At 66.6% G+C, this 18374-nt stretch carries 14 protein-coding genes; 4 read left to right on the top strand and 10 right to left on the bottom strand.

Annotated features, from left to right (window positions below; all coding sequences use genetic code 11):
* The 3 genes from ACK6AU_RS27760 to ACK6AU_RS27750 all read right to left on the bottom strand — a co-directional run.
* On the bottom strand, window positions 1-1291 hold a 1291-nt coding region (locus tag ACK6AU_RS27760; protein ID WP_409302711.1), incomplete at its 3' end, for a DHA2 family efflux MFS transporter permease subunit.
* The gene (locus ACK6AU_RS27755) at window positions 1284-2396 is read right to left on the bottom strand and encodes an HlyD family secretion protein (protein WP_185702070.1); all 1113 of its coding nucleotides are present in this window, start codon (window positions 2394-2396) and stop codon (window positions 1284-1286) included. The genes ACK6AU_RS27755 and ACK6AU_RS27760, both read right to left, overlap by 8 nt.
* The gene (locus tag ACK6AU_RS27750; protein ID WP_409302709.1) at window positions 2393-3880 is read right to left on the bottom strand and encodes an efflux transporter outer membrane subunit; all 1488 of its coding nucleotides are present in this window, start codon (window positions 3878-3880) and stop codon (window positions 2393-2395) included. The genes ACK6AU_RS27755 and ACK6AU_RS27750 overlap by 4 nt, the downstream gene beginning before the upstream one ends.
* 251 nt (window positions 3881-4131) lie before the next feature.
* Here ACK6AU_RS27750 and ACK6AU_RS27745 point away from each other — a divergent pair, with 251 nt between their 5' ends.
* Together ACK6AU_RS27745 and ACK6AU_RS27740 are read left to right on the top strand one after the other, a co-directional pair.
* The gene (locus tag ACK6AU_RS27745; protein WP_185702191.1) at window positions 4132-4710 is read left to right on the top strand and encodes a DUF4337 domain-containing protein; all 579 of its coding nucleotides are present in this window, start codon (window positions 4132-4134) and stop codon (window positions 4708-4710) included.
* 220 nt (window positions 4711-4930) lie between these two features.
* Window positions 4931-6868, top strand: coding sequence for an amidohydrolase (locus tag ACK6AU_RS27740; RefSeq protein WP_409302707.1), 1938 nt, complete (start codon window positions 4931-4933; stop codon window positions 6866-6868).
* An 87-nt stretch (window positions 6869-6955) separates the two neighbouring features.
* Here ACK6AU_RS27740 and ACK6AU_RS27735 read toward each other — a convergent pair whose 3' ends face one another.
* Genes ACK6AU_RS27735 through ACK6AU_RS27725 form a run of 3 tightly spaced genes read right to left on the bottom strand, consistent with a single transcriptional unit; the run spans window position 6956 to window position 10551 of the window.
* Window positions 6956-7981: a histone deacetylase family protein gene (locus ACK6AU_RS27735; RefSeq protein WP_185702189.1), complete on the bottom strand. Its 1026-nt coding sequence runs from the start codon at window positions 7979-7981 to the stop codon at window positions 6956-6958.
* Window positions 7982-7991: 10 nt separating this feature from the next.
* Window positions 7992-9221, bottom strand: a complete 1230-nt coding sequence (locus ACK6AU_RS27730; protein ID WP_185702188.1) for a Zn-dependent hydrolase — start codon at window positions 9219-9221, stop codon at window positions 7992-7994.
* Between the two features lie 19 nt (window positions 9222-9240).
* Window positions 9241-10551: an MFS transporter gene (locus ACK6AU_RS27725; protein ID WP_409302704.1), complete on the bottom strand. Its 1311-nt coding sequence runs from the start codon at window positions 10549-10551 to the stop codon at window positions 9241-9243.
* Between the two features lie 180 nt (window positions 10552-10731).
* Between ACK6AU_RS27725 and ACK6AU_RS27720 the strand changes: the two genes are divergently transcribed.
* Window positions 10732-11667 (top strand): LysR family transcriptional regulator, encoded by a 936-nt coding sequence (locus tag ACK6AU_RS27720; protein ID WP_409302702.1) that lies wholly within the window; start codon window positions 10732-10734, stop codon window positions 11665-11667.
* Here ACK6AU_RS27720 and ACK6AU_RS27715 read toward each other — a convergent pair.
* The 3 genes from ACK6AU_RS27715 to ACK6AU_RS27705 are packed head-to-tail and all read right to left on the bottom strand — an operon-like array spanning window position 11661 to window position 14640.
* A complete protein-coding gene (locus ACK6AU_RS27715; RefSeq protein ID WP_409302700.1) occupies window positions 11661-12590 on the bottom strand; it encodes a 2-hydroxyacid dehydrogenase in 930 nt (309 codons plus the stop codon). The genes ACK6AU_RS27720 and ACK6AU_RS27715 overlap by 7 nt on opposite strands.
* Window positions 12587-13342, bottom strand: coding sequence for a class II aldolase/adducin family protein (locus ACK6AU_RS27710; RefSeq protein WP_185702184.1), 756 nt, complete (start codon window positions 13340-13342; stop codon window positions 12587-12589). The genes ACK6AU_RS27715 and ACK6AU_RS27710 overlap by 4 nt, the downstream gene beginning before the upstream one ends.
* A complete protein-coding gene (locus tag ACK6AU_RS27705) occupies window positions 13339-14640 on the bottom strand; it encodes an MFS transporter (RefSeq protein WP_409302698.1) in 1302 nt (433 codons plus the stop codon). Before ACK6AU_RS27705 ends, ACK6AU_RS27710 begins: the two co-directional genes overlap by 4 nt.
* A 206-nt stretch (window positions 14641-14846) precedes the next feature.
* Between ACK6AU_RS27705 and ACK6AU_RS27700 the strand changes: the two genes are divergently transcribed.
* The gene (locus ACK6AU_RS27700; protein ID WP_409302696.1) at window positions 14847-15833 is read left to right on the top strand and encodes a LysR family transcriptional regulator; all 987 of its coding nucleotides are present in this window, start codon (window positions 14847-14849) and stop codon (window positions 15831-15833) included.
* 1 nt (window position 15834) lies between these two features.
* Here ACK6AU_RS27700 and mrdA read toward each other — a convergent pair whose 3' ends face one another.
* Window positions 15835-17727 carry a penicillin-binding protein 2 gene (mrdA, locus tag ACK6AU_RS27695; protein WP_409302694.1) on the bottom strand — a complete coding sequence of 631 codons (1893 nt, stop codon included), beginning with the start codon at window positions 17725-17727 and terminating at the stop codon, window positions 15835-15837.
* Window positions 17728-18374 lie beyond the last annotated feature (647 nt).

Raw genomic sequence — 18374 nt, 5'->3', positions numbered from 1 at the left:
CACCGGGGCGGGAAGGGGCGATGCGGATGTCGCCACCGACGTTGCGAACCATGGAAAACAACCCCGAGGCCGAGCCCACCTGGTCCTTTGCCAGCCCCTGGATGGCCATCACCCCCAGCGCCACCACCACCAGCGACTGGCCGATGCCACGGATCACCAGCGACGGCACGATGACGTTGACCGAGGCATCGGGGTTCAGGTGCATGTTCATCAGGCAACCGATGCCGGTGATGGCGAAGCCGGCGACGATGATGGTCCGCGCGCTGGTCCAGCGCATCAGGTGCGGCGTGGCGAAGGACATGGCGAACTGCACCAGGCCGTAGGGAATCATCATCAGGCCGATCTGCCGGGCGTTGTAGCCGTGGATCTCGGCGAAATAGTTGGGCACCAGGAACACCACGCCGAACACCACCGCGCCGAAGGTGAATTGCATCAGGCTGGCGATGCCGAAGTTATAGCGGCCCAACAGCCGCAGGTTGATCAGTGGTTGCGGGCGACGCAGTTCGATGACCGTGAAGGCCAGCAGGCCGACGCAGGCCAGCAGCGCGCAGTTGACGATGAACGACGAGGCCAGCCAGTCATGGCGTCCCCCCTCCTCCAGCATGATCTGCAAGGCCGCCAGGCCCACCGCCATGCTGGCGATACCGCCCCAGTCGCCCTGGCGCAACTTCTCCAGGACCATGGGCTGCGGGCGCACCGACCAGCCAATGGCCGCCAGCAGCAACAACCCCGGCGGCACCTGCAGGTAGAAGATCCAGCGCCAGGAATAGACATCGGTGAGCCAACCGCCCAGGGACGGGCCCGCCGCCTGGGCGACGTTGTTGGCCACCGCGAACAGGGCCATGCCCAGGGGATGGCGGGCCGCCGGCAGCTCGGTGACGATCAGCTGGAACGACAACGGAATCAGCACGCCGCCAAAGGCTCCTTGCAGCACCCGCGCCAGGATCAGGGCGTGGATGTTGGGCGCCAGGGAACAGGCGATGGAGAACAGCACGAAGCCGGCGGTGCCGACCATCAGCACCCGGCGCATGGAAAACACCGAGACCAGCCAGCCGGTCATGGGGATGATGATGATCTCGGCCACCAGGTAGGCCGTGGTGATCCACGAGCCCTCCTCGAAGGTGGCGCCCAGGGAGCCGCGCACGTCCGGCAGCGAGGCGTTGGTCACGTGCACGTTCATCCCGGCCATGAAGCAGCCGACCACGCTGCCCAGCACCGCGACCCAGGTGCGCAGGCTGATCGTCGGCGCCGTCTCGGCCGCTGGCTCGGCCAGGCGTTGGGCACTAGTCATGGCGGGTATCCACGGTCACCACCACCGACATGCCCGGGCGCAGCTCGGCCTGGCGCGGCTGCCCGGGATCCAGGTGGATGCGCACCGGCATGCGCTGCACGATCTTGGTGAAGTTGCCGGTGGCATTGTCCGGCGGCAGCAAGGCGAATTGCGCACCGGAGGCCGGGGCGAAGCTGTCCACCCGACCGGTGAGCACCTGGCCCCCCAGGGCATCGACCTCGACCCGTGCCGCCTGACCGGGACGCATGCCGTCGACCTGGGTTTCCTTGTAGTTGGCCACCACGTAGGCCTCCCGGGGCACCACCGCGAGCAGCGGCGCGCCGACTTCCACATACTGCCCCGCGCGCAAGCTGCGTTGCCCGGCGACCCCGGCCACCGGGCTGCGCAGCTCGGTGCGCGCCAGGTCGATACGCGCCAGGCGCAGCTGGGCGTCGCTGCGGGCAACGCCGGCCTGGAGCTTGTCCAGCTGGGCCCGGGCACTTTGCTGCTCGGTATCGAGCACCGCCACTTGCTGGCGCCGCGCGGCCAGGTTGGCGCGGGCGGCGACCAGCGCGGCATCGGCCTGGCGCGCCAGGGCATCGGCGCTCTCCAGTTGCTGCACGCTGCTGACCTGCTGGCTGGCCAGGTGCCGTTGCCGGCGCCCTTCCTGGCCGGCACGCAAGGCCTCGGCCTCGGCGGCGCCGACCCGGGCCCGGGCCTCGTCGATCAAGCTTTGCTGTTGTTGCTGGCGCGCCTGCAGGTTGGCCACCCGGGCTTGTCCGGTGCGCAGTTCGGCGTGGGCTTCGCGCAGCACCGCCTCGGCCTGCTCGACCCGTGCCGAATAATCGCTGTCATCGATCCGGGCCAGCAGGTCGCCGGCCTTGAGCAGTTGGTTGTCACGTACCTCGACGCTGGCCAGGTAGCCGGCCACCCTGGGCGCAATGGTGACGATATCGGCCCGCAGGTAGGCATCGTCGGTCACCACCAGGAAACGACCGTTGAACCACCAGTACAGGCTCCAGGCCAGGATCAGCAGCAGGCCCAGGACCAGCCCCGCATATAACGCCAGGCGGCGTCGGGTCAGGCCATGGACAGGGGAAGCGGAAGTAGAAGCGGTATCGGTCATTGCAGGGACTCGCCAGTGGCTTGAGAGGAGGAAGAGCGAAAGGACGATGCGTGGCTGTCACGGTCCACGGTGGGCAGGATCACCGGCGGGGCCTCGCGCCAGCCGCCACCGAAGGCCTTGAACAGCAGGACCTGGCTGTCGATCAGTCGGGCATCGGCCCGCGCCGCGGCAGCCCGGGAGGCCACGTCGGAGCGCTGGGCATCGAGGTAGTCCAGGGCGCTGGACGCCCCGGCCGCCCGGGCCAGGCCGGCCAGGCGCAGGGCCTCGTGGTTGCGTTCGGCCGCCAACTGCAGGTCCTGCTGGCGCTGCCCGGCAGCCTGGTAGTCGCTCAGGGCCTGGCGCTGCTCCTTGAGAGCAACCAGGATGCTGCGGTCGAACTCGGCCAGTGCCGCGCTTTCCCGGGCATCGGCCTGGGCAATGCGGGCACGCACCGCGCTGAAGTTGGGAAAGCTCCAGGACAGCAACGGGCCCAGGCGCCAGACCGAGGCGTCGCGTTCGTCGAAACCACTGGGATGATGGGCCGAACTGGCTATCCCCGCGCCGAGGCTGATCCGCGGGTAGAGTTCGGCCCGGGCCACGCCGATACGCGCCGTGGCCGCCGCCAGCCGGCGCTCGGCCTGGCGCACATCGGGACGCCGGCGCAGCATGGCCAGGGCATCGCCACCGGGCAGGCTGGCAATCAGCGCCGGCGCCTGGCGACAGGCTTGCGCCTGGGCTGGCACATCGCCCGGGAGGCGTCCCAGCAATACCGCCAGCTCGGCCAGGGCCCGCTGGCGCCCGGCCTCCAGCGGCGGCAAGGCGGCACGCACCTGGCCCACCAGGCCCTCGGCCCGGGCCACGTCCAGGGGCAGCGCGGCGCCGGAACGATGCAGCTCGGCGGTCAGGTCGCGCCCTTGCTCCACCAGTGCCAGGGACTGGCGCGCCACATCCAGGCGCTGGCCATAGCTGCAGGCTTGCAACCAGGCGCGGGTGGTTTCGGCGGCCACTACCACCCGCAGGCCATCCTCGGCGGCCCTGGCGGCGTCGGCATCGGCCCGGGCCGCTTGCTCCAGGCCATGCAAGCGCCCGAACAGGTCCATCTCCCACTGCACGTCCAGGCCGATGCCGTAGCGAGTACCCGTGCGGATACGTCGGTTGTCGCCCAGGGCCGCTTCCAGCTGGTCGTCCGCCGTGCTGCCATAACCGGCGTTGGCCGACAACTGGGTCTGCGGCTGGTCCAGGGTATCGGCTTCACGCAGCAGGGCCTTGGCTTGCAGCAGGTTGGCCGCCACCACCCGCAGCTCGCGGTTCTGCCCCAGGGCTTCCTGCACGGCGGCATTCAGCGCCGGGTCCCGGTACAAGCGCCACCACTGATCGCCGGGTTCCGGGGTCGCGGCTGGCGTGTCGGGCAGCTCCAGGGTGGTGCTCGGCGGCCGTTGCGGGCCGACGCTACAGGCGCCCAGCAGGGCGCACAGGGCCAGCACGGGCCCACGATGAATAGGCATGAGGGGGTACTCGATGGTTCGATGCACCTCACTTTAAAAAGGCCCCTGACGACCGTCTAACGAGAATTTCCTTTTAACCATCGCAAAATGGTCATTTTCTGCCGCTCGTCCGGCGCTGTGCTATCGAACTGGCATCCCAGGCCTGCCTCAAGGCTGTCGCCCAGCTGAACGAACGTGCGCCAGTCCAGCCACCCCACGAGGCCGTGGATACACTTTGCCACTCCTCCTTTCCCTCCTTTCGATCGATCGCCATGACCGAAGATTTCGAAGTGCCCAGCCCCCACGAACAGCATGTGGAACACGTGAGCGAACAGGCCCATGCCCGCAATGACAGCTTCGCCAGCAAGATCGCCGTCACCACGGCGATCATGGCCACCCTCGGTGCCTTGCTGAGCTACCAGGCCGGCTCCAGCGAGAGCCTGGCGGCTATGGACAAGAACAATGCGGCGATGAAAAAGACCGAGGCGGCCAACCAGTGGAACTACTACCAGGCCAAGTCCAGCCGGCAGAACCTGGCGGAGCTGGCAGCCCACATCCCCGGGGTCGACGCCAAGCACTACAGCATCGAGGCCCAGCGCTACCAGAAGGAAAAGGAAGCCGTGCGCCTCAAGGCCGAAGCCCTGGAAGCCCAGGCCCAGGATTGGGATGAGCAATCCGAAGCCGCCTTGCACCAGCACCATCGCTGGGCCCAGGCAATGATGGCGATCCAGATCGCCATCTCGATGGCGGCCATCACCCTGCTGACCCGCAAGCAATGGCTGGCGCGCCTGGCCTATGGCACCGCAGGCGCCAGCGTGCTGCTGGGTTCGCTGGCCTGGCTGCACATCTAGCCGCGCGCCTGGGAATCCTCGAGGGCTGCCTGCGTTTGCCAAACCTCGCCCCCAACCAACCCCGCCACGGGCCGGCGGGGGACCGGGCCGCTCGTGGCAATGGGCCAGCTCGCCCGGCGAACGACTGCTAGGCTCAGCGCGAGCCGGATCGTACCTGCCTGTGCTCCTGGCTCATCGACCTTTCCCCCCTCAAACCACCAAGAACCTTGAGGAACGCATCATGGGATCAAATGGAAATGATCACGACTACATCCAGTGCGGATGCCACAACCCGGTCTGGGAAGCGCTGAAGCACAGCCTCGACCCGGCCCGCTACATGGCCGGGCTGCCCCGCGAAGCCCATGGCCCGCGGCCAGAGCCGGACGGCGCATCCATCGTCTTCACCAATGGCACCCTCTATCCGCTGCGCGAGGGCAACATGGACGACCGGGTCGAGGCCCTGGGCATCCATGCCGGCGACGTGGTGGCCGTCGGCACCCTGGCCGAGGTCAAGGCGCGCATGCAGGACTTGAAGCTCGCCTACACCATCCAGGACCTGGGCGGCAGGACCTTGCTCCCCGGCCTGGTGGAACCCCACGCCCATATCGTGCAGAGCTGTGCCATGGATGGCTGGCTGAACCTGGGCGCCATCGTCAATGACGTGGATACCGACCCCGACAGCCAAACCTTCAACCACGACGAGCGGCAGAACCAGCGACTGCGCCCCGTCTATGACTGGAACTGGCTGAAGAGCACCATCCAGGCCCAGTTGCCCAAGGACAATTCGACCTGGATCCTCGGGCACATGGTCGATCCGGCGCTGATGCCGTTCAAGGTGGTGCCCGGGGGCCAGAACCAGCTCATCACCCTGGGCTGCGGCTTCGACGAAGAAGTCGGCAACCTGGACAGCATCGACAAGCTGCACCCGATGTTGCTGGTCAGCGCCTCGATGCACACCGCCTACCTGAACAGCGCCGCCAGCGAACGGGTCACCCAGGCCGGTATCAAGGTCACTAATGGCACGGTGCAGGAACAGGATGTGCTCAAGGCGATCCTGGTCATTCCTCTCAAGCAGCAACTGGAGATGCTCAACATCTTCAAGCGCCTGGACCACTACTTCGCCACTGCCGCGCGGCGCGGTATCACCCTGTTGTACGACGCCATGATGGACCCCATCTCCAAGCTGCTGCTGGATGCCTATTTCCTCAACCATCCGCGGACCCTGCGCATCGGCTACGCCGCTGCCTGCAACGGCACGGCCAAGAGCATCAGCCAGCTGCCGGCCTACCAGGCGACTAGCCGCGAACAGGCCAAGCGCATGTACCAGGGCTCGGTGAAACTGGTCTCGGACGGTTCCAACCAGGGGTTGACCGGTTACCAGACCGCCGACTACTGCTGCAATGCCGGTGCCCGCCCCAAGGGCAACTTCAACTTCTGCGATGAGGGCAACAAGGATCCGCAAGACCTCCCCGTCGCCTACCAGGACCTGGTCCAGGCCGTCGCCGCCAAGGGCTGGCCGCTGATGATCCACGCCAATGGCGACCGGGCCATCGACTTCACCCTGCAGGCCTACGAGAAAGCCTTCGAGCAGGGTCTGGGCCTGGACAAGCGCCACCGCATCGAACACTGCTCGCTGCTCAGCGAAGATCGCCTCAAGGCCATGGTCAAGCTGGGGCTGTCACCCAGTTTCCTGGTGGGGCATGTCGGCTACTGGGGCTACGCCTTCCAGCAGGCGATCTTCGAGAATCGCGCCGACACCATGCTCGACCTGTGCCAGATGGCCCTGGGCAAGGGCCTGCGGATCTCCCTCCACAGCGATTGCACGGTCACGCCGCTGGGCCCGCTGCGCTCGATGGAGCAGGCGGTGACACGCAAGATGGAAGGCCTGCGCCTGCCTGGGCAAACAGCCTATGTGCAGGATCCGCAACAAATGCCGGTGCTCAACCCCGAAGAGTGCCTGACGCGTAAACAAGCGCTGAAGGCCATCACCTACGATGCCGCCTGGCAGTGCAATGCCGAAGCCTGGACCGGCTCCCTGGCCGAGGGCAACTTCGCCGATTTCGTGATCCTCGAGCAGGACCCGCTGGACGAAAACGTCCCGGCCACCAGCCTCCGCGACATCAAGGTTCACGAGACCTGGAAAGGCGGCCAGCGGGTGTACTCCAGCAGCGCCAGCTGACACTCAGGGGGCCGTAAGGGATCTTGCCGGGGAGCGGACGCCGTCCATCCGCTCCCCTGGCAAACACACAGCCAGCGCCTGATCCGGTCAGCGGGTCCAGGCCGCGGCGTCAGCGAAGAAGGCCCGGGCGTTGTCCTCCAGGCTCTCCAAGTGATAACCGCCCTCCTGGACGATCAGGCAGGGCAGCCCCAGGCCGCGGATGCGCTGGCCCAGGCTGGCGAAGCCGGTACGGGTCACCGCCACCTTGCTTTGCGGGTCCAGCTCGAAGATGTCGAAGCCCAGGGACAGCACCAGCACCTGGGCATCGAACGCCCGTACCGCGGCCAGGGCCTGCTCCAGCCGCGCGAGGAAATCCTCTTCGCTGGCACCGTGGGCCATGGGCAGGTTGAGGTTGTAGCCCTGGCCCGCACCGCTGCCACGTTCCTCGGCAAAGCCGGCGACGCCCGGGTAGAAGTTGGTGGGGTCGCCGTGCACCGAGACATACAACACGTCACTGCGCTCGTAGAAGATTTCCTGGATGCCCTGGCCGTGGTGCATGTCGGTGTCGAGCACCGCGACACGGCTGTATCGCTCGCGCAGCACCTGGGCGGCGATGGCCGCGTTGTTCAGGTAGCAGAAACCACCGGCGGCTTCGGCCCGCGCATGGTGCCCCGGCGGGCGGCACAGGGCATAGGCTGCCGGTTCACCATCGAGCAGCGCCCGGGCCCCGGCGATGGCGCTCTGGGCCGACCAGTAGGCCGAGCGCCAGGTCCACTCGCCCACCGGGCAACTGCCGTCGGCCAGGTAGCGCGCGGCCTGGGCCAGGACGCCACGCAGGGCGTTGGGCTCGCGCACGAAGATGTTGGACATGACCTCCTCGCCCCAGTCCTCGGGGATATCCTTCCAGCGCCGATGGGCCTGTTCGAGGAACTCCAGGTAGGCCGCACCATGCACCGCTAGCAAGGGTTGCAGGCCGGCATCCGCCGGTTGCTCCAGGGCGAAACCCAGGGTGTGTACCGCCTGCACCAGGCGCCGGGCCCGCTCGGGCACCTCCTGGGGCGTGCGCATCTGGCCCCGGGAGAAATAACTCCGGGGATGGTGAAGCAATTGTTCGGGGTGGAAAAAACTGCGCATGCAAGGCTCCTCAGGCGACCCGGCCGGCACGGGCCAGCACGGCGTTAAGCAGGACATCGGCGCCCTGGCGCACGTCCTCGGGCAAGACATCTTCGGCTTCGTTGTGGCTCAGGCCGCCGACACAGGGAATGAACACCATGGCGGTCGGGCAGTAGCGCGCCAGCAGGATCGCATCATGGCCGGCGCCGCTGACGATGGACTGCTGAGGGTAGCCCAGGCCGTCCACCGCCTCCTGCACCGCGGCCACGCAGTCGGCGTCGAACGGCGTGGCCGGGCTCACCCAGTGGCGGCTGATGCGCACCTTGAGCCCCCGTTGCCGGGCGATCTCCTCCAGGCGCTGCTGGACCTGTTGCTCCATGGCGGCGATCTGCTGGTCCTGGTGATGGCGCAGGTCGACGGTGAATTGCAGCAGGCCGGGAATGGTATTGCGCGAGGACTTGGCGATGCTCAACTCACCCACGGTGGTCAGGCCCTCGGGAGCGAAATCGGCGGCCAGTCGCTCCACCGCCAGGATCATCTGCGCTGCGCCATACAGAGCGTCCTTGCGCAATGGCATCGGCGTGGTTCCGGCGTGGGCGGCCATGCCTTCGACCTGGATGTCGAGCCAGCGGATGGCCTGGCCACCGCTGACCACGCCGATGCTCTTGGCGTTGTCCTCGAGGATCGGCCCCTGCTCGATATGCGCTTCGAAGTAGGCATCCACCGCCCCGCCCAAGGGCCGCTGGCCGGCATAACCGGTGCTCTGCAAAGCCTGGGCGACACTGATGCCCTCGGCGTCGCGCACTGCCAGCGCTTCTTCCAGGGCCATGGCCCCGGTGAACACCGCCGAGCCGAACATCGCCGGGGTGAAGCGCGCTCCCTCTTCGTTGGTCCAGACCGCCAGCTCCAGCGGCTTGCAGGTAGCAATGCCCTGGTCGTTCAGGCTGCGCAGCACTTCAAGCCCCGCCAGCACCCCGTAGACCCCGTCGAAACGGCCGCCTTCGGGCTGGGTGTCCAGGTGGCTGCCGATCATCACCGGCGCAGCCTGCGGGTCGGTCCCGGGGCGCCTGGCGAACAGGTTGCCGATGGGATCGATGCTCAGGCTCAGCCCGGCTTCGCGGCACCAGTGGGCGAACAGTTCGCGACCGGCCTTGTCTTCCTCGCTCAAGGCCAGGCGGCAGCTGCCGCCACGGGCGGTGGCGCCGATCTCGGCCATGGCCATCAGGCTCGCCCACAGGCGCTCGCCATTGATCTTCAACATCTTCAGGTTCTCCAGACAGTCAGGCGTGGGATGCCATTTCCAGGCGATGGGCAGCGGCGTGCCGGCGCGCCAGGGCTAGCACGCACAGCAGCGATACGGCGGCGATCAGGCTGTAGAACAGTGCCATCGGCCACCATTGGCCGAGAAAACGATGGGCCAACCAGGTGCCGATCAAGGGCGTCAGGCCGCCGGCCACAGCGCCGCAGACCTGGTAGGCCAGGGAGATCGCGGTGTAGCGCACCCGGGTCTCGAACAGGCCGCTGACGTAGCCGGCGACCACTGCATAGAAAGACGCCATGCACACCACCGCCAGGGCGATGCCGAGGATCATCAGCGGCGCCTGGGCCGAACTCACCAGCACGAACATCGGGTACGGCGAGGCCATGGCCAGCAGCGCCACCAGGCACAGGAAGCGCGTGGCGCCGATCTTCTCGGCAACCCAGGCGGCCAGGGGCTGGATGCAGAACTGGATGATCGCCACCACGAACAGGCACTCGAGAATCAGCGACCGGGGAATCTGCAGCTGCTGGGTGCTGTAGGCGATCATGAAGGTGTTGGTGAAGTACACGCCGGCGATCCCCAGGGTGTTGGCGCCGATGCACAGCAACAACGGCCGCCAGGCGCTGTGCAGCACTTCCAGTACCGGCGCCTGCTCATGGCGGGCAGCCTTGGCGGCGCGCTCGCGGCTGGCGAGGAATTCCGGCGACTCCTCGACCCCCAGGCGAATCGCCAGGCCCACCACCAGCAACAGCGCACTGGCCAGGAACGGCAGGCGCCAGCCCCAGCTCATCAGGGCCTCCTCGGGCAAGCGGGTCACGGCGCTGAACGCCAGCAGCGAGAGGATCAACCCGGCCGGGCTGCCCAACTGGGCAAAGGAAGCGAAGAAATTGCGCCGGCCCTTGGGCGCATGCTCGCCGGCCATCAATACCGCCCCGCCCCACTCGCCCCCCACGGCGATGCCCTGGACGATGCGCAACAGGATCAGCAGCACCGGCGCCGTGGCACCGATCTGCGCGTAGGTCGGCAGCAGGCCGATGCACACCGTGACCACGCCCATCATCAGCAAGGTGATGACCAGAGACTTCTTGCGCCCGATGCGATCGCCGATATGGCCGAAGATGATGCCGCCCAGGGGGCGGGCGAAGAAGCCCACGGCGAAGGTGCCGAAGGCCGCCATGGTGCTGAACAGCGGGTCGCCGGAGGGGAAGAACAAGGCACCGAATACCAGCGCCGCGGCCGTGGCGTAGATGTAGAAGTCGTACCATTCGATCATGGTGCCGATGAACGCGGCGGCGGCGGCCCGGCGCGGTTGAGGCGAGGCGGAGGACATGGATCAGGCTCCCTTGATTGTTGTTCTGGCAGGAGGACGGTGCAGCGCAGGCGCCTTCTGCGAGCGCCGTTGTGGAGTGGATTTATCCGTGGCCGGGGATAATCAGTCAATTTTCTATTGGTTATCTCGATTATTATCCTGGCTTATTATCAAGCCCTCGCCCGCCCCAGAGCCTTCGCCATGTCCGACCCCGATGCCCGCCGCTTGCTCAACGACCGCCTGGACTGGAACCTGCTGCGCACCTTCCGGGTGATCGGCCAGGAACTGAGCATCAGCCGTGCGGCGGCGCGCCTGCACCTGACCCAGCCCGCGGTGAGCCAGGCCCTCAAGCGCCTGGAGGAACAACTGGGCCGGCAGTTGATCGCCCGCCGTGGCCCGCGCTTCGCCCTGACCGAAGTCGGTGAGCAGATCTTCGCCCTGGCCGGGGAGATCTACGGCCAGGTGTCCCAGGTCGGCAGCGTGCTGGAGCAGCCTGCCGACGAGGTGATCGGCAAGGTCCGGCTGTTGATCATCAGCCGCATCTGCAACGAGCGCTTCGACCAGTTCCTGGCGGACTTTCATCGCCAGCACCCACGGGTCGACCTGGAGGTGGACGTGATGCGCAGCTCGGACATCGTCAGCGCCCTGCAGGAGAAGACCGCGACCCTGGGCCTGAGCCTCAACCGCCGGCCGCAGCCGCGCCTGGAGCAACGCTTGTTCCTGCGCCAGCGCTATGCGTTCTTCTGTGGCAAGCACCACCCGCTGTTCGGCCGCGCGGATGTGGCCGAGGGCGACCTGCAACGGGAGAACTTCGTCAGCTTCACCAGCGACCAGATCGGCGGCATGCTCTCGCCGTTGACCATCTTCCGCGACCAGCAGGGCTTCAGCGGACGTATCGTCGCCTCCTCCCCCAGCCTGGAAGAAGTGCGCCGCCTGGTGATCGCCGGGTTCGGCATCGGTTGCCTGCCGGAGCATGTGGTGGCGGCCGATGTCGACAGCGGGCTGCTGTGGCGGCTACCGCCCCACGAGGGCATCGCCGATGTCGACATCCACCTGCTGTGGAACCGCGAGCAGCGCCTGAGCCGCGCCGAGGCGTTGTTCCTCGAACGCTTGCAGGCGTGCCTGGACACTCAGTAGCCCAGGCGGCGGTCGGCCAGGTTCAGCAGCGGTTCGCCCGCCTCCAGGCGGCGCAGGTTCTCCGCCACTTGCCGGGCAATGCAAGCGTGGGAGGCGGCCGAGGCCATGTGCGGGGTGACGGTGACCCCGGGCAGGCTCCACAGCCGATGCTCCGCCGGCAGCGGCTCCTGGTCGAAGACATCCAGCAAGGCGCCGCGCAGTTGGCCACTGGCCAGGGCCTGTTGCAGGTCATCGACCCGTAGATGCCCGCCACGCCCGCAGTTGACCAGCGCTGCCCCGGGCGCCAGCCGGGCGAAGGTGGCATGACCAAGGATGCCCCGGGTCTCGGGCGTCAGGGGCAGCAGGTTGACCAGCAGGTCCAGGCCGTCGAGGAAGCGGTCCCGCGCCTCGGCGCCGGCGAAGCAGTGCACCTGGGGCAGCTGCTTGGCGCTGCGGGCCCAGCCACGCACCGGGTAGCCCGCACCGGCGAGGTCCTGGGCGATGGCGGCGCCCAGGGAACCCAGGCCCATGACCCCGACCTTGAAGTCCTGCGCCGGCACTTGCAGCGGCCGCTCCCAGCAGTGCCCGGCCTGTTGCCGTAGCACCCGGTCGAAGCCCCGGTGGTAGTGGATCACCGCCCAGCGCACGTACTCGGTCATGCCCTGGCGGTGCCCGGGGTCCACCACCCGGCATACCGGCAATGGCGGGCAGCCTGGATCGTGTTCCAGATGATCGATGCCGGCCGCCACCGAATGGATCAACTGCAATGCCGGCAAGGCTCGCAGGCTGCCCGGCGGCGGGAACCAGCAGGCTGCCAACCGTGCCTCGGCAGCCCCGGGGTCGTCCGCCAGCAGTGCCTGCACCTGCGGCGCACTGCGGGCAAAGGCCTGCTGCAGTTGTTGCAGCAACAGGCGGTCACGGGACAGCAGCACCACAGGGCTCATGACAGGTAGGACTCGCGCTGGTGTTCGATCAGGGTCAGGGCCGCGGCCCAGGCCAGCTCGATGATGTCGTCGGCCTCGTCGCGCTCGAACTGCTCGGCGGTGTGGGCACAGACCTGCGGCGAGGGGTAGTTGAGCACCGAGCCGCCGGCCAGGGCCTGTACCTGGGCCTGGCAGGCGCGCTCCAGGAAGTGGATCTCGTGGAAGGCGTGGGCCACGCTGGCACCGCCCACCAGCAGGCCGTGGTTGCGCAGGATCATGGCCTTGTGCGGGCCCAGGTCGGCGATCAGGCGCTGGCGCTCGTCCAGGGACAGGGCGATGCCTTCATAGGTGTGGTAGGCCAGCTTGCCGTAGAACTTCAGCGCGTGCTGGCTGATGGGCAGCAGGCCCTGCTGCTGGGCCGCCACGGCCATGCCGGCGGCGGTGTGAGTATGGATCACGCAATTGAGGTCGGGACGGGCCATGTGGATCGCCGAGTGGATGACGAAGCCGGCGGCGTTGACCCGGTGCCCGCTGTAGTGGGGGTCGACGATGCGCCCCTCCTGGTCGATGCGCACCAGGTCGCTGGCACGCATGCGGTCGAAGATCACCCCGTAGCGGTTGATCAGGAAGTGGTGCTCGGGCCCGGGGATGCGCAGGGTGATGTGGGTGTCGATCAGATCGGTCATGCGAAAGTGCGCCACCAGGCGATACAGCGCCGCCAATTCGCAACGGGCTTGCCATTCGACGGCACTCATGTGTTCAGGTTTGCTCACGGATACACCTCTTGGGGAGCGGGTTGGACCACCGGGTTGGCGCGCATGCGCGCCAGTCCGCAGACGCCGATCAGCGACAACGCCGACAGCAGGCTGAAGAACAGCGCCAGGGGCAGCCATTGCCCGGAAAACTTGCTGGCCAGCAGCGTCCCCAGCAGCGGCGTGGTGCCGCCGGCCAGGGCGCAACTGAGCTGGTAGGCGATGGAGATGCCTGAGTAGCGCAGGTGCACCGGGAACGCCTGGGTCATGTAGCCAGCGATCACCGCGTACAGCGCCGACAGGATCACCACCGCCAGGGCGATGCCGAGGGTCATCAAGAGGATGTTCTGGGTCCCGACCAGCAGGAACATCGGGTACGGCGTGACCATGCACAGCAGGGCCACCAGGGTCAGGAAGCGCCCTTCACCGATGCGCTCGGCCAGCAGGGCCGAGAGCGGTTGCGACAGCAGCTGGATCACGGTGACGAGGAACAGGCAGTCGAGGATGGTGGCCCGGGGGATGCCCTGGTACTGGGTGACGTAGGTGATCATGAAGGTGTTGGTGAAGAAGAAACCGGCCGAACCGATGGTCACCGCCGCCGCGGCCAGGAGGATTTGTCGCCAGCAGTCGCGGACCACCTCCAGCACCGGGTAGCGCGCTGTCTCCTGGTTATCCCGGGCCTTGGCGAATTCCGGCGATTCATGCACCCCGCTACGGATCATCAGGCCCACCATCATCAGCACGCCACTGGCCAGGAACGGCAGGCGCCAGCCCCAGGCGAGGAAGTCCTCGGGGGCAAGGCTGGTGACCAGGCGAAAGGCGATCAAGGCCAGCAGCAGGCCGGCCGGGCTGCCCAATTGGGCGAAGGAGGCGTAGAAGGTCTTGCGCCGGGCCGGAGCGTGTTCGCTGGCCATCAGCACCGCCCCACCCCATTCACCGCCGACGGAAATGCCCTGGATCAAGCGCAACACGATCAGGCCGATGGGCGCCCAGATGCCAACGCTGGCATAGCTGGGCAGCAGGCCGATGCCGGTGGTGGCCAGGCCCATCAGCGCCATGGTCACCAGGAGCATCTTCTTGCGCCCGAGGCGGTCGCCCAGGTGGCCGAAGACCATGCCCGCCATCGGCCGGGCGACGAATCCCACGGCAAAGCTGCCAAACGCCGCCAGGGTGCTGATCACCGGGTCGCTGCTGGGAAAGAACACCTGCCCCAGCACCAGGGCCGCGGCCGTGGCGTAGATGTAGAAGTCGTAGAACTCGATGGTGGTGCCGATGAAGGCCGCTGCCGCGGCGCGTCGCGGCTGAGGGGTGCTGTGCATGCAAGGACCTGTGTATTTGTAGTTATGGGCAGGTGCTGAAGGCTGAGTCAGGCGGCGCTCTATGGCGCTTGTGGGCTTTATCGCCGTCGTGCCAGGATTAGTCAATTTTCGAATTCTTATCCTAACTATTAGCCTTGCTACTACTAGAGCTCCCCATGGGCGCTTCTAAAAACGTAGGCGAGGCAGGTCGTTTTTAGAGGAGCCCCATGTCGACACTCGATCCTGTGACCGGCTCCTGGGCCGGACGGCGTTTTCTCAACGATCGCCTGGACTGGAACCTGCTGCGCACCTACCTGGTGATCGGCCAGGAAGGCAGCATGAGCCGCGCCGCCGCGCGCCTGCACATCACCCAGTCGGCGGTCAGCCAGGCCCTCAAGCGGCTCGAGGAACAGCTCGACTGCTTGTTGATCGTCCGTAGCGGACGGCGCTTCGAACTCACCGAGACCGGCGAGGAGGTGCTGCGCATCGCCACCGATATCTATGGCGATATCTCGCGCCTGGGCACCGTGGTACAAAGCCGCCAGGACGACGTGGTGGGCAAGATCCGGATTCTCACCGTCAGTGGGGTGAAGGCCCGGCACTACGATGAGTTCCTCGCTGACTTCCATGCCGCGCACCCGAAGATCGAGCTGGAGGTGGAGGTGCTGGGCAGTCCGGACATCATCAGTTCGCTGCTGCAAAAGACCGCGACCCTGGGGGTGGGCCTGTGCCGGCTGGCGCAGCCCAGGCTGGAGCAGCGGGTGCTGTTCCGGGAGCGCTACGCCTACTTCTGCGGCCCACGCCATCGGCTGTTCGGCCAGGCCAACCTGAGCCTGCAACAGCTGGCCACGGAGAACTTCGTCAGCTTCACCAGCGACCAGCTGGGAGGCAATCTGTCACCCCTGACGCTGTTTCGCGATCAGCAGGGCTTTACCGGCAAGATCGTCGCCTCTTCCACCAGTTTCGAGGAAATTCATCGGTTGATCTGCGCCGGTTTCGGCATTGGCTGCCTGCCGATCCACCTGGTGCGCCGGGACGTCGAACAGGGCCTGTTGTGGCCCCTGCCGCCTGAGGATGGGGTGGTGGATTTCGATATCCAGCTGCTGTGGAACCGCGAGCAGAAGATGAGCCAGGCCGAGGCGCTGTTTCTCCAGAGCATCCAGCACATGCTCAGTATCCACGAGCAGGTGCCGGACAGCCTGGTGCTGCGCTGACTCAGACGTGGGGATCGCCAGGGGCCTTGGCCGGTGCGGCGTATTGCGGCTTGAGGTGGCCGTTCTGGTCCAGTAGCCAGGCGTCCATGATCTGCCGCACCACAGGGCCGGCGACCCGGCCACCGGCCTCGCCGTTCTCGATCATCACCGAGATCACGATCTGCGGATGCTCGGCCGGGGCGAAGCCGACGAACAAGGCGTTATCGCGATGGCGCTCGCGGGTCTTGAGGCGGTCATAACGCTCGCCCTGCTTGATCGCCACCACCTGGGCCGTACCACTCTTGCCGGCGATCCGGTACTGGGCCCCGGCGGCGGCGGCACGGGCGATGCCGCGAGGATCGTGCATGACCATCTGCATGCCATGGTTGACCTGGTCCCACTCGCGCGGGTCCTTCAACAGGATGTTGGGCATCGGGTGCGGGTCCACCGGGGCCACGCCATCGACGGTCTTGGCCAAGTGCGGGCGGTTCCACACCCCCTTGTTGGCGATCAGTGCCGTGGCCTGGGCCAGTTGCAGCGGCGTGACCTGCATATAGCCCTGGCCAATGCCGAGGATCAGCGTTTCTCCCGGGAACCACGCCTGGCGGCGGGTGGTGCGCTTCCAGGCCTGGGACGGCATCAGCCCCGGGGCTTCCTCGAACATGTCCAGGGAGACCTTCTCCCCGAGGCCGAACATGGCCATGTAGTCGTGCAGGCGGTCGATGCCCAGCTTGTGGGCCAGGTCGTAGAAGTAGGTGTCGTTGGAGCGCATGATCGCCGCGTCCATGTCCACCCAGCCGTCGCCGCTGCGGTTCCAGTTGCGGTATTTGTGGTCGTAGTCCGGCAGTTGGTAGTAGCCCGGATCGAAGACGCGGCTGCTGGGGGTGACCACGCCGGTATCCAGGCCGGCGATGGCCACTTCTGGCTTGATGGTCGAGCCCGGCGCATAGAGGCCGCGCAGCGCGCGGTTGAACAGCGGCCGGTCGATGGAATCATGCAAGGCGGCATATTCCTTGAAACTGATGCCGGTAACGAACAGGTTGGGGTCGAAGCTGGGGTTGCTGACCATGGCCAGCACTTCGCCGGTGGTGGGATCCAGGGCCACCACCGAGCCGCGGCGGTCGCCCAGGGCCTGCTCGGCGGCCTCCTGGAGCTTCACGTCCAGGCTCAGGACGATGTTCTTCCCGGGCACCGGATCGGTGTGCTTGAGCACGCGCATGATTCGCCCTTGGGCGTTGGTCTCCACCTCTTCGTAACCGACATGGCCATGCAGCTCGGCCTCGTAGAACTTCTCGATACCGGTCTTGCCGATGGACTGGGTACCCCGGTACTCCACGGAGTCCAGGGTCTTGGCCTCCTTCTCGTTGATCCGCCCGACGTAACCGATGGAGTGGGCGAAGTGCATCCCCAGGGGGTAATGCCGGACGAACTGGGCTTCGACATCCATGCCCGGCAAGCGGTATTCGTTCACCGCCAATACGGCGATCTGCTCCTCGGTGAGCTGGTAGAACAGGGTGACGGGCACGAAAGGATGGCGGGCCTGCTTCATGGCCTTGTCGAACAGCGCCCGGTCTTCTGGCGGCAGGTGCAGGAGTTCGGCGACGGTATCCAGCTCGCCCTTGAGATCGGTGGCGCGCTCACGGGTGATGGTCAGGTTGAAGCTGGGGCGGTTGTCTGCCAGGACCACGCCATTGCGGTCATAGATCACCCCACGGGTCGGGGTGATGGGCAATACATGGACGCGGTTGTTCTGCGAAACGGTGGAGTGGTAGTCGAACTCCACCACCTGGAGGAAATACAGGCGCCCCACCAGCGCACAGGTGATGGCCGCTACCAGCACGGCGCAGGCCAGCAGCCGCTGGTTGACCAGGCGGGTTTCTTTCTCGTGGTCCTTGATCGGAATCGCTTCGGGCATTGCTACAGCTTCTCGGTGAAATAGAGGTCGACGCTGGTCCGTGCGGGTGAAATCGGGTCCGTAAAAAAGAGCTGCACCATACCAAAAACCGGCCGCCGACTTTGCCAGGATTTCTCCCATGGCTGATCAATGGTGCTGGCCGGAGGGGCACTATTGACCTGTGATCAAGGGTGTCGTTCCGACTCCTCGGTTTTCCCCGCGTTACTCACTGAAGAGACTGCAAGATGCTCTTGGCCGGCCAGGCTGGCGCAAAGGCGCCTGGAAACCTCATGGAGAGTGAAGATGCCAAGCGAAGATGTGGCATGGGACTGCCCCGGGCAGCCGGCCTGCCTGGCCTGCGATCGATCCGTAAAGCCCTGCCGCAACCGTCGCCCCATCAACTGCTGGTCGCCAATAGCGTGATCGCGTTGAATCCGGTGGCTTGTCATTAGGGGTTGAGTGTTGACGACAGTTTCGCCGAGTACGGTCTGATCGATGCGAGGGCCGCTATTGTCTTGCGACTATCACCGGCCAGTGGCGGGCCAAATTGCAATTACGCCTGGGTAGCCGGCGACTGTCAGCCATTTTCGATACGGTCTGCAGCAGACATGCGGCAATTGGATCGCTCGCCTGCAGCCCGGGCAGGTGTTTGCCTGAACCAGGTCAGC

Origin of the sequence: Pseudomonas sp. KCJK8993, from assembly GCF_046230915.1 — a bacterium.
GTDB lineage: Bacteria > Pseudomonadota > Gammaproteobacteria > Pseudomonadales > Pseudomonadaceae > Aquipseudomonas > Aquipseudomonas piscis.
Note: the sequence above shows the minus strand (reverse complement) of the source record. Positions and strands in the feature narration are given on the sequence as shown.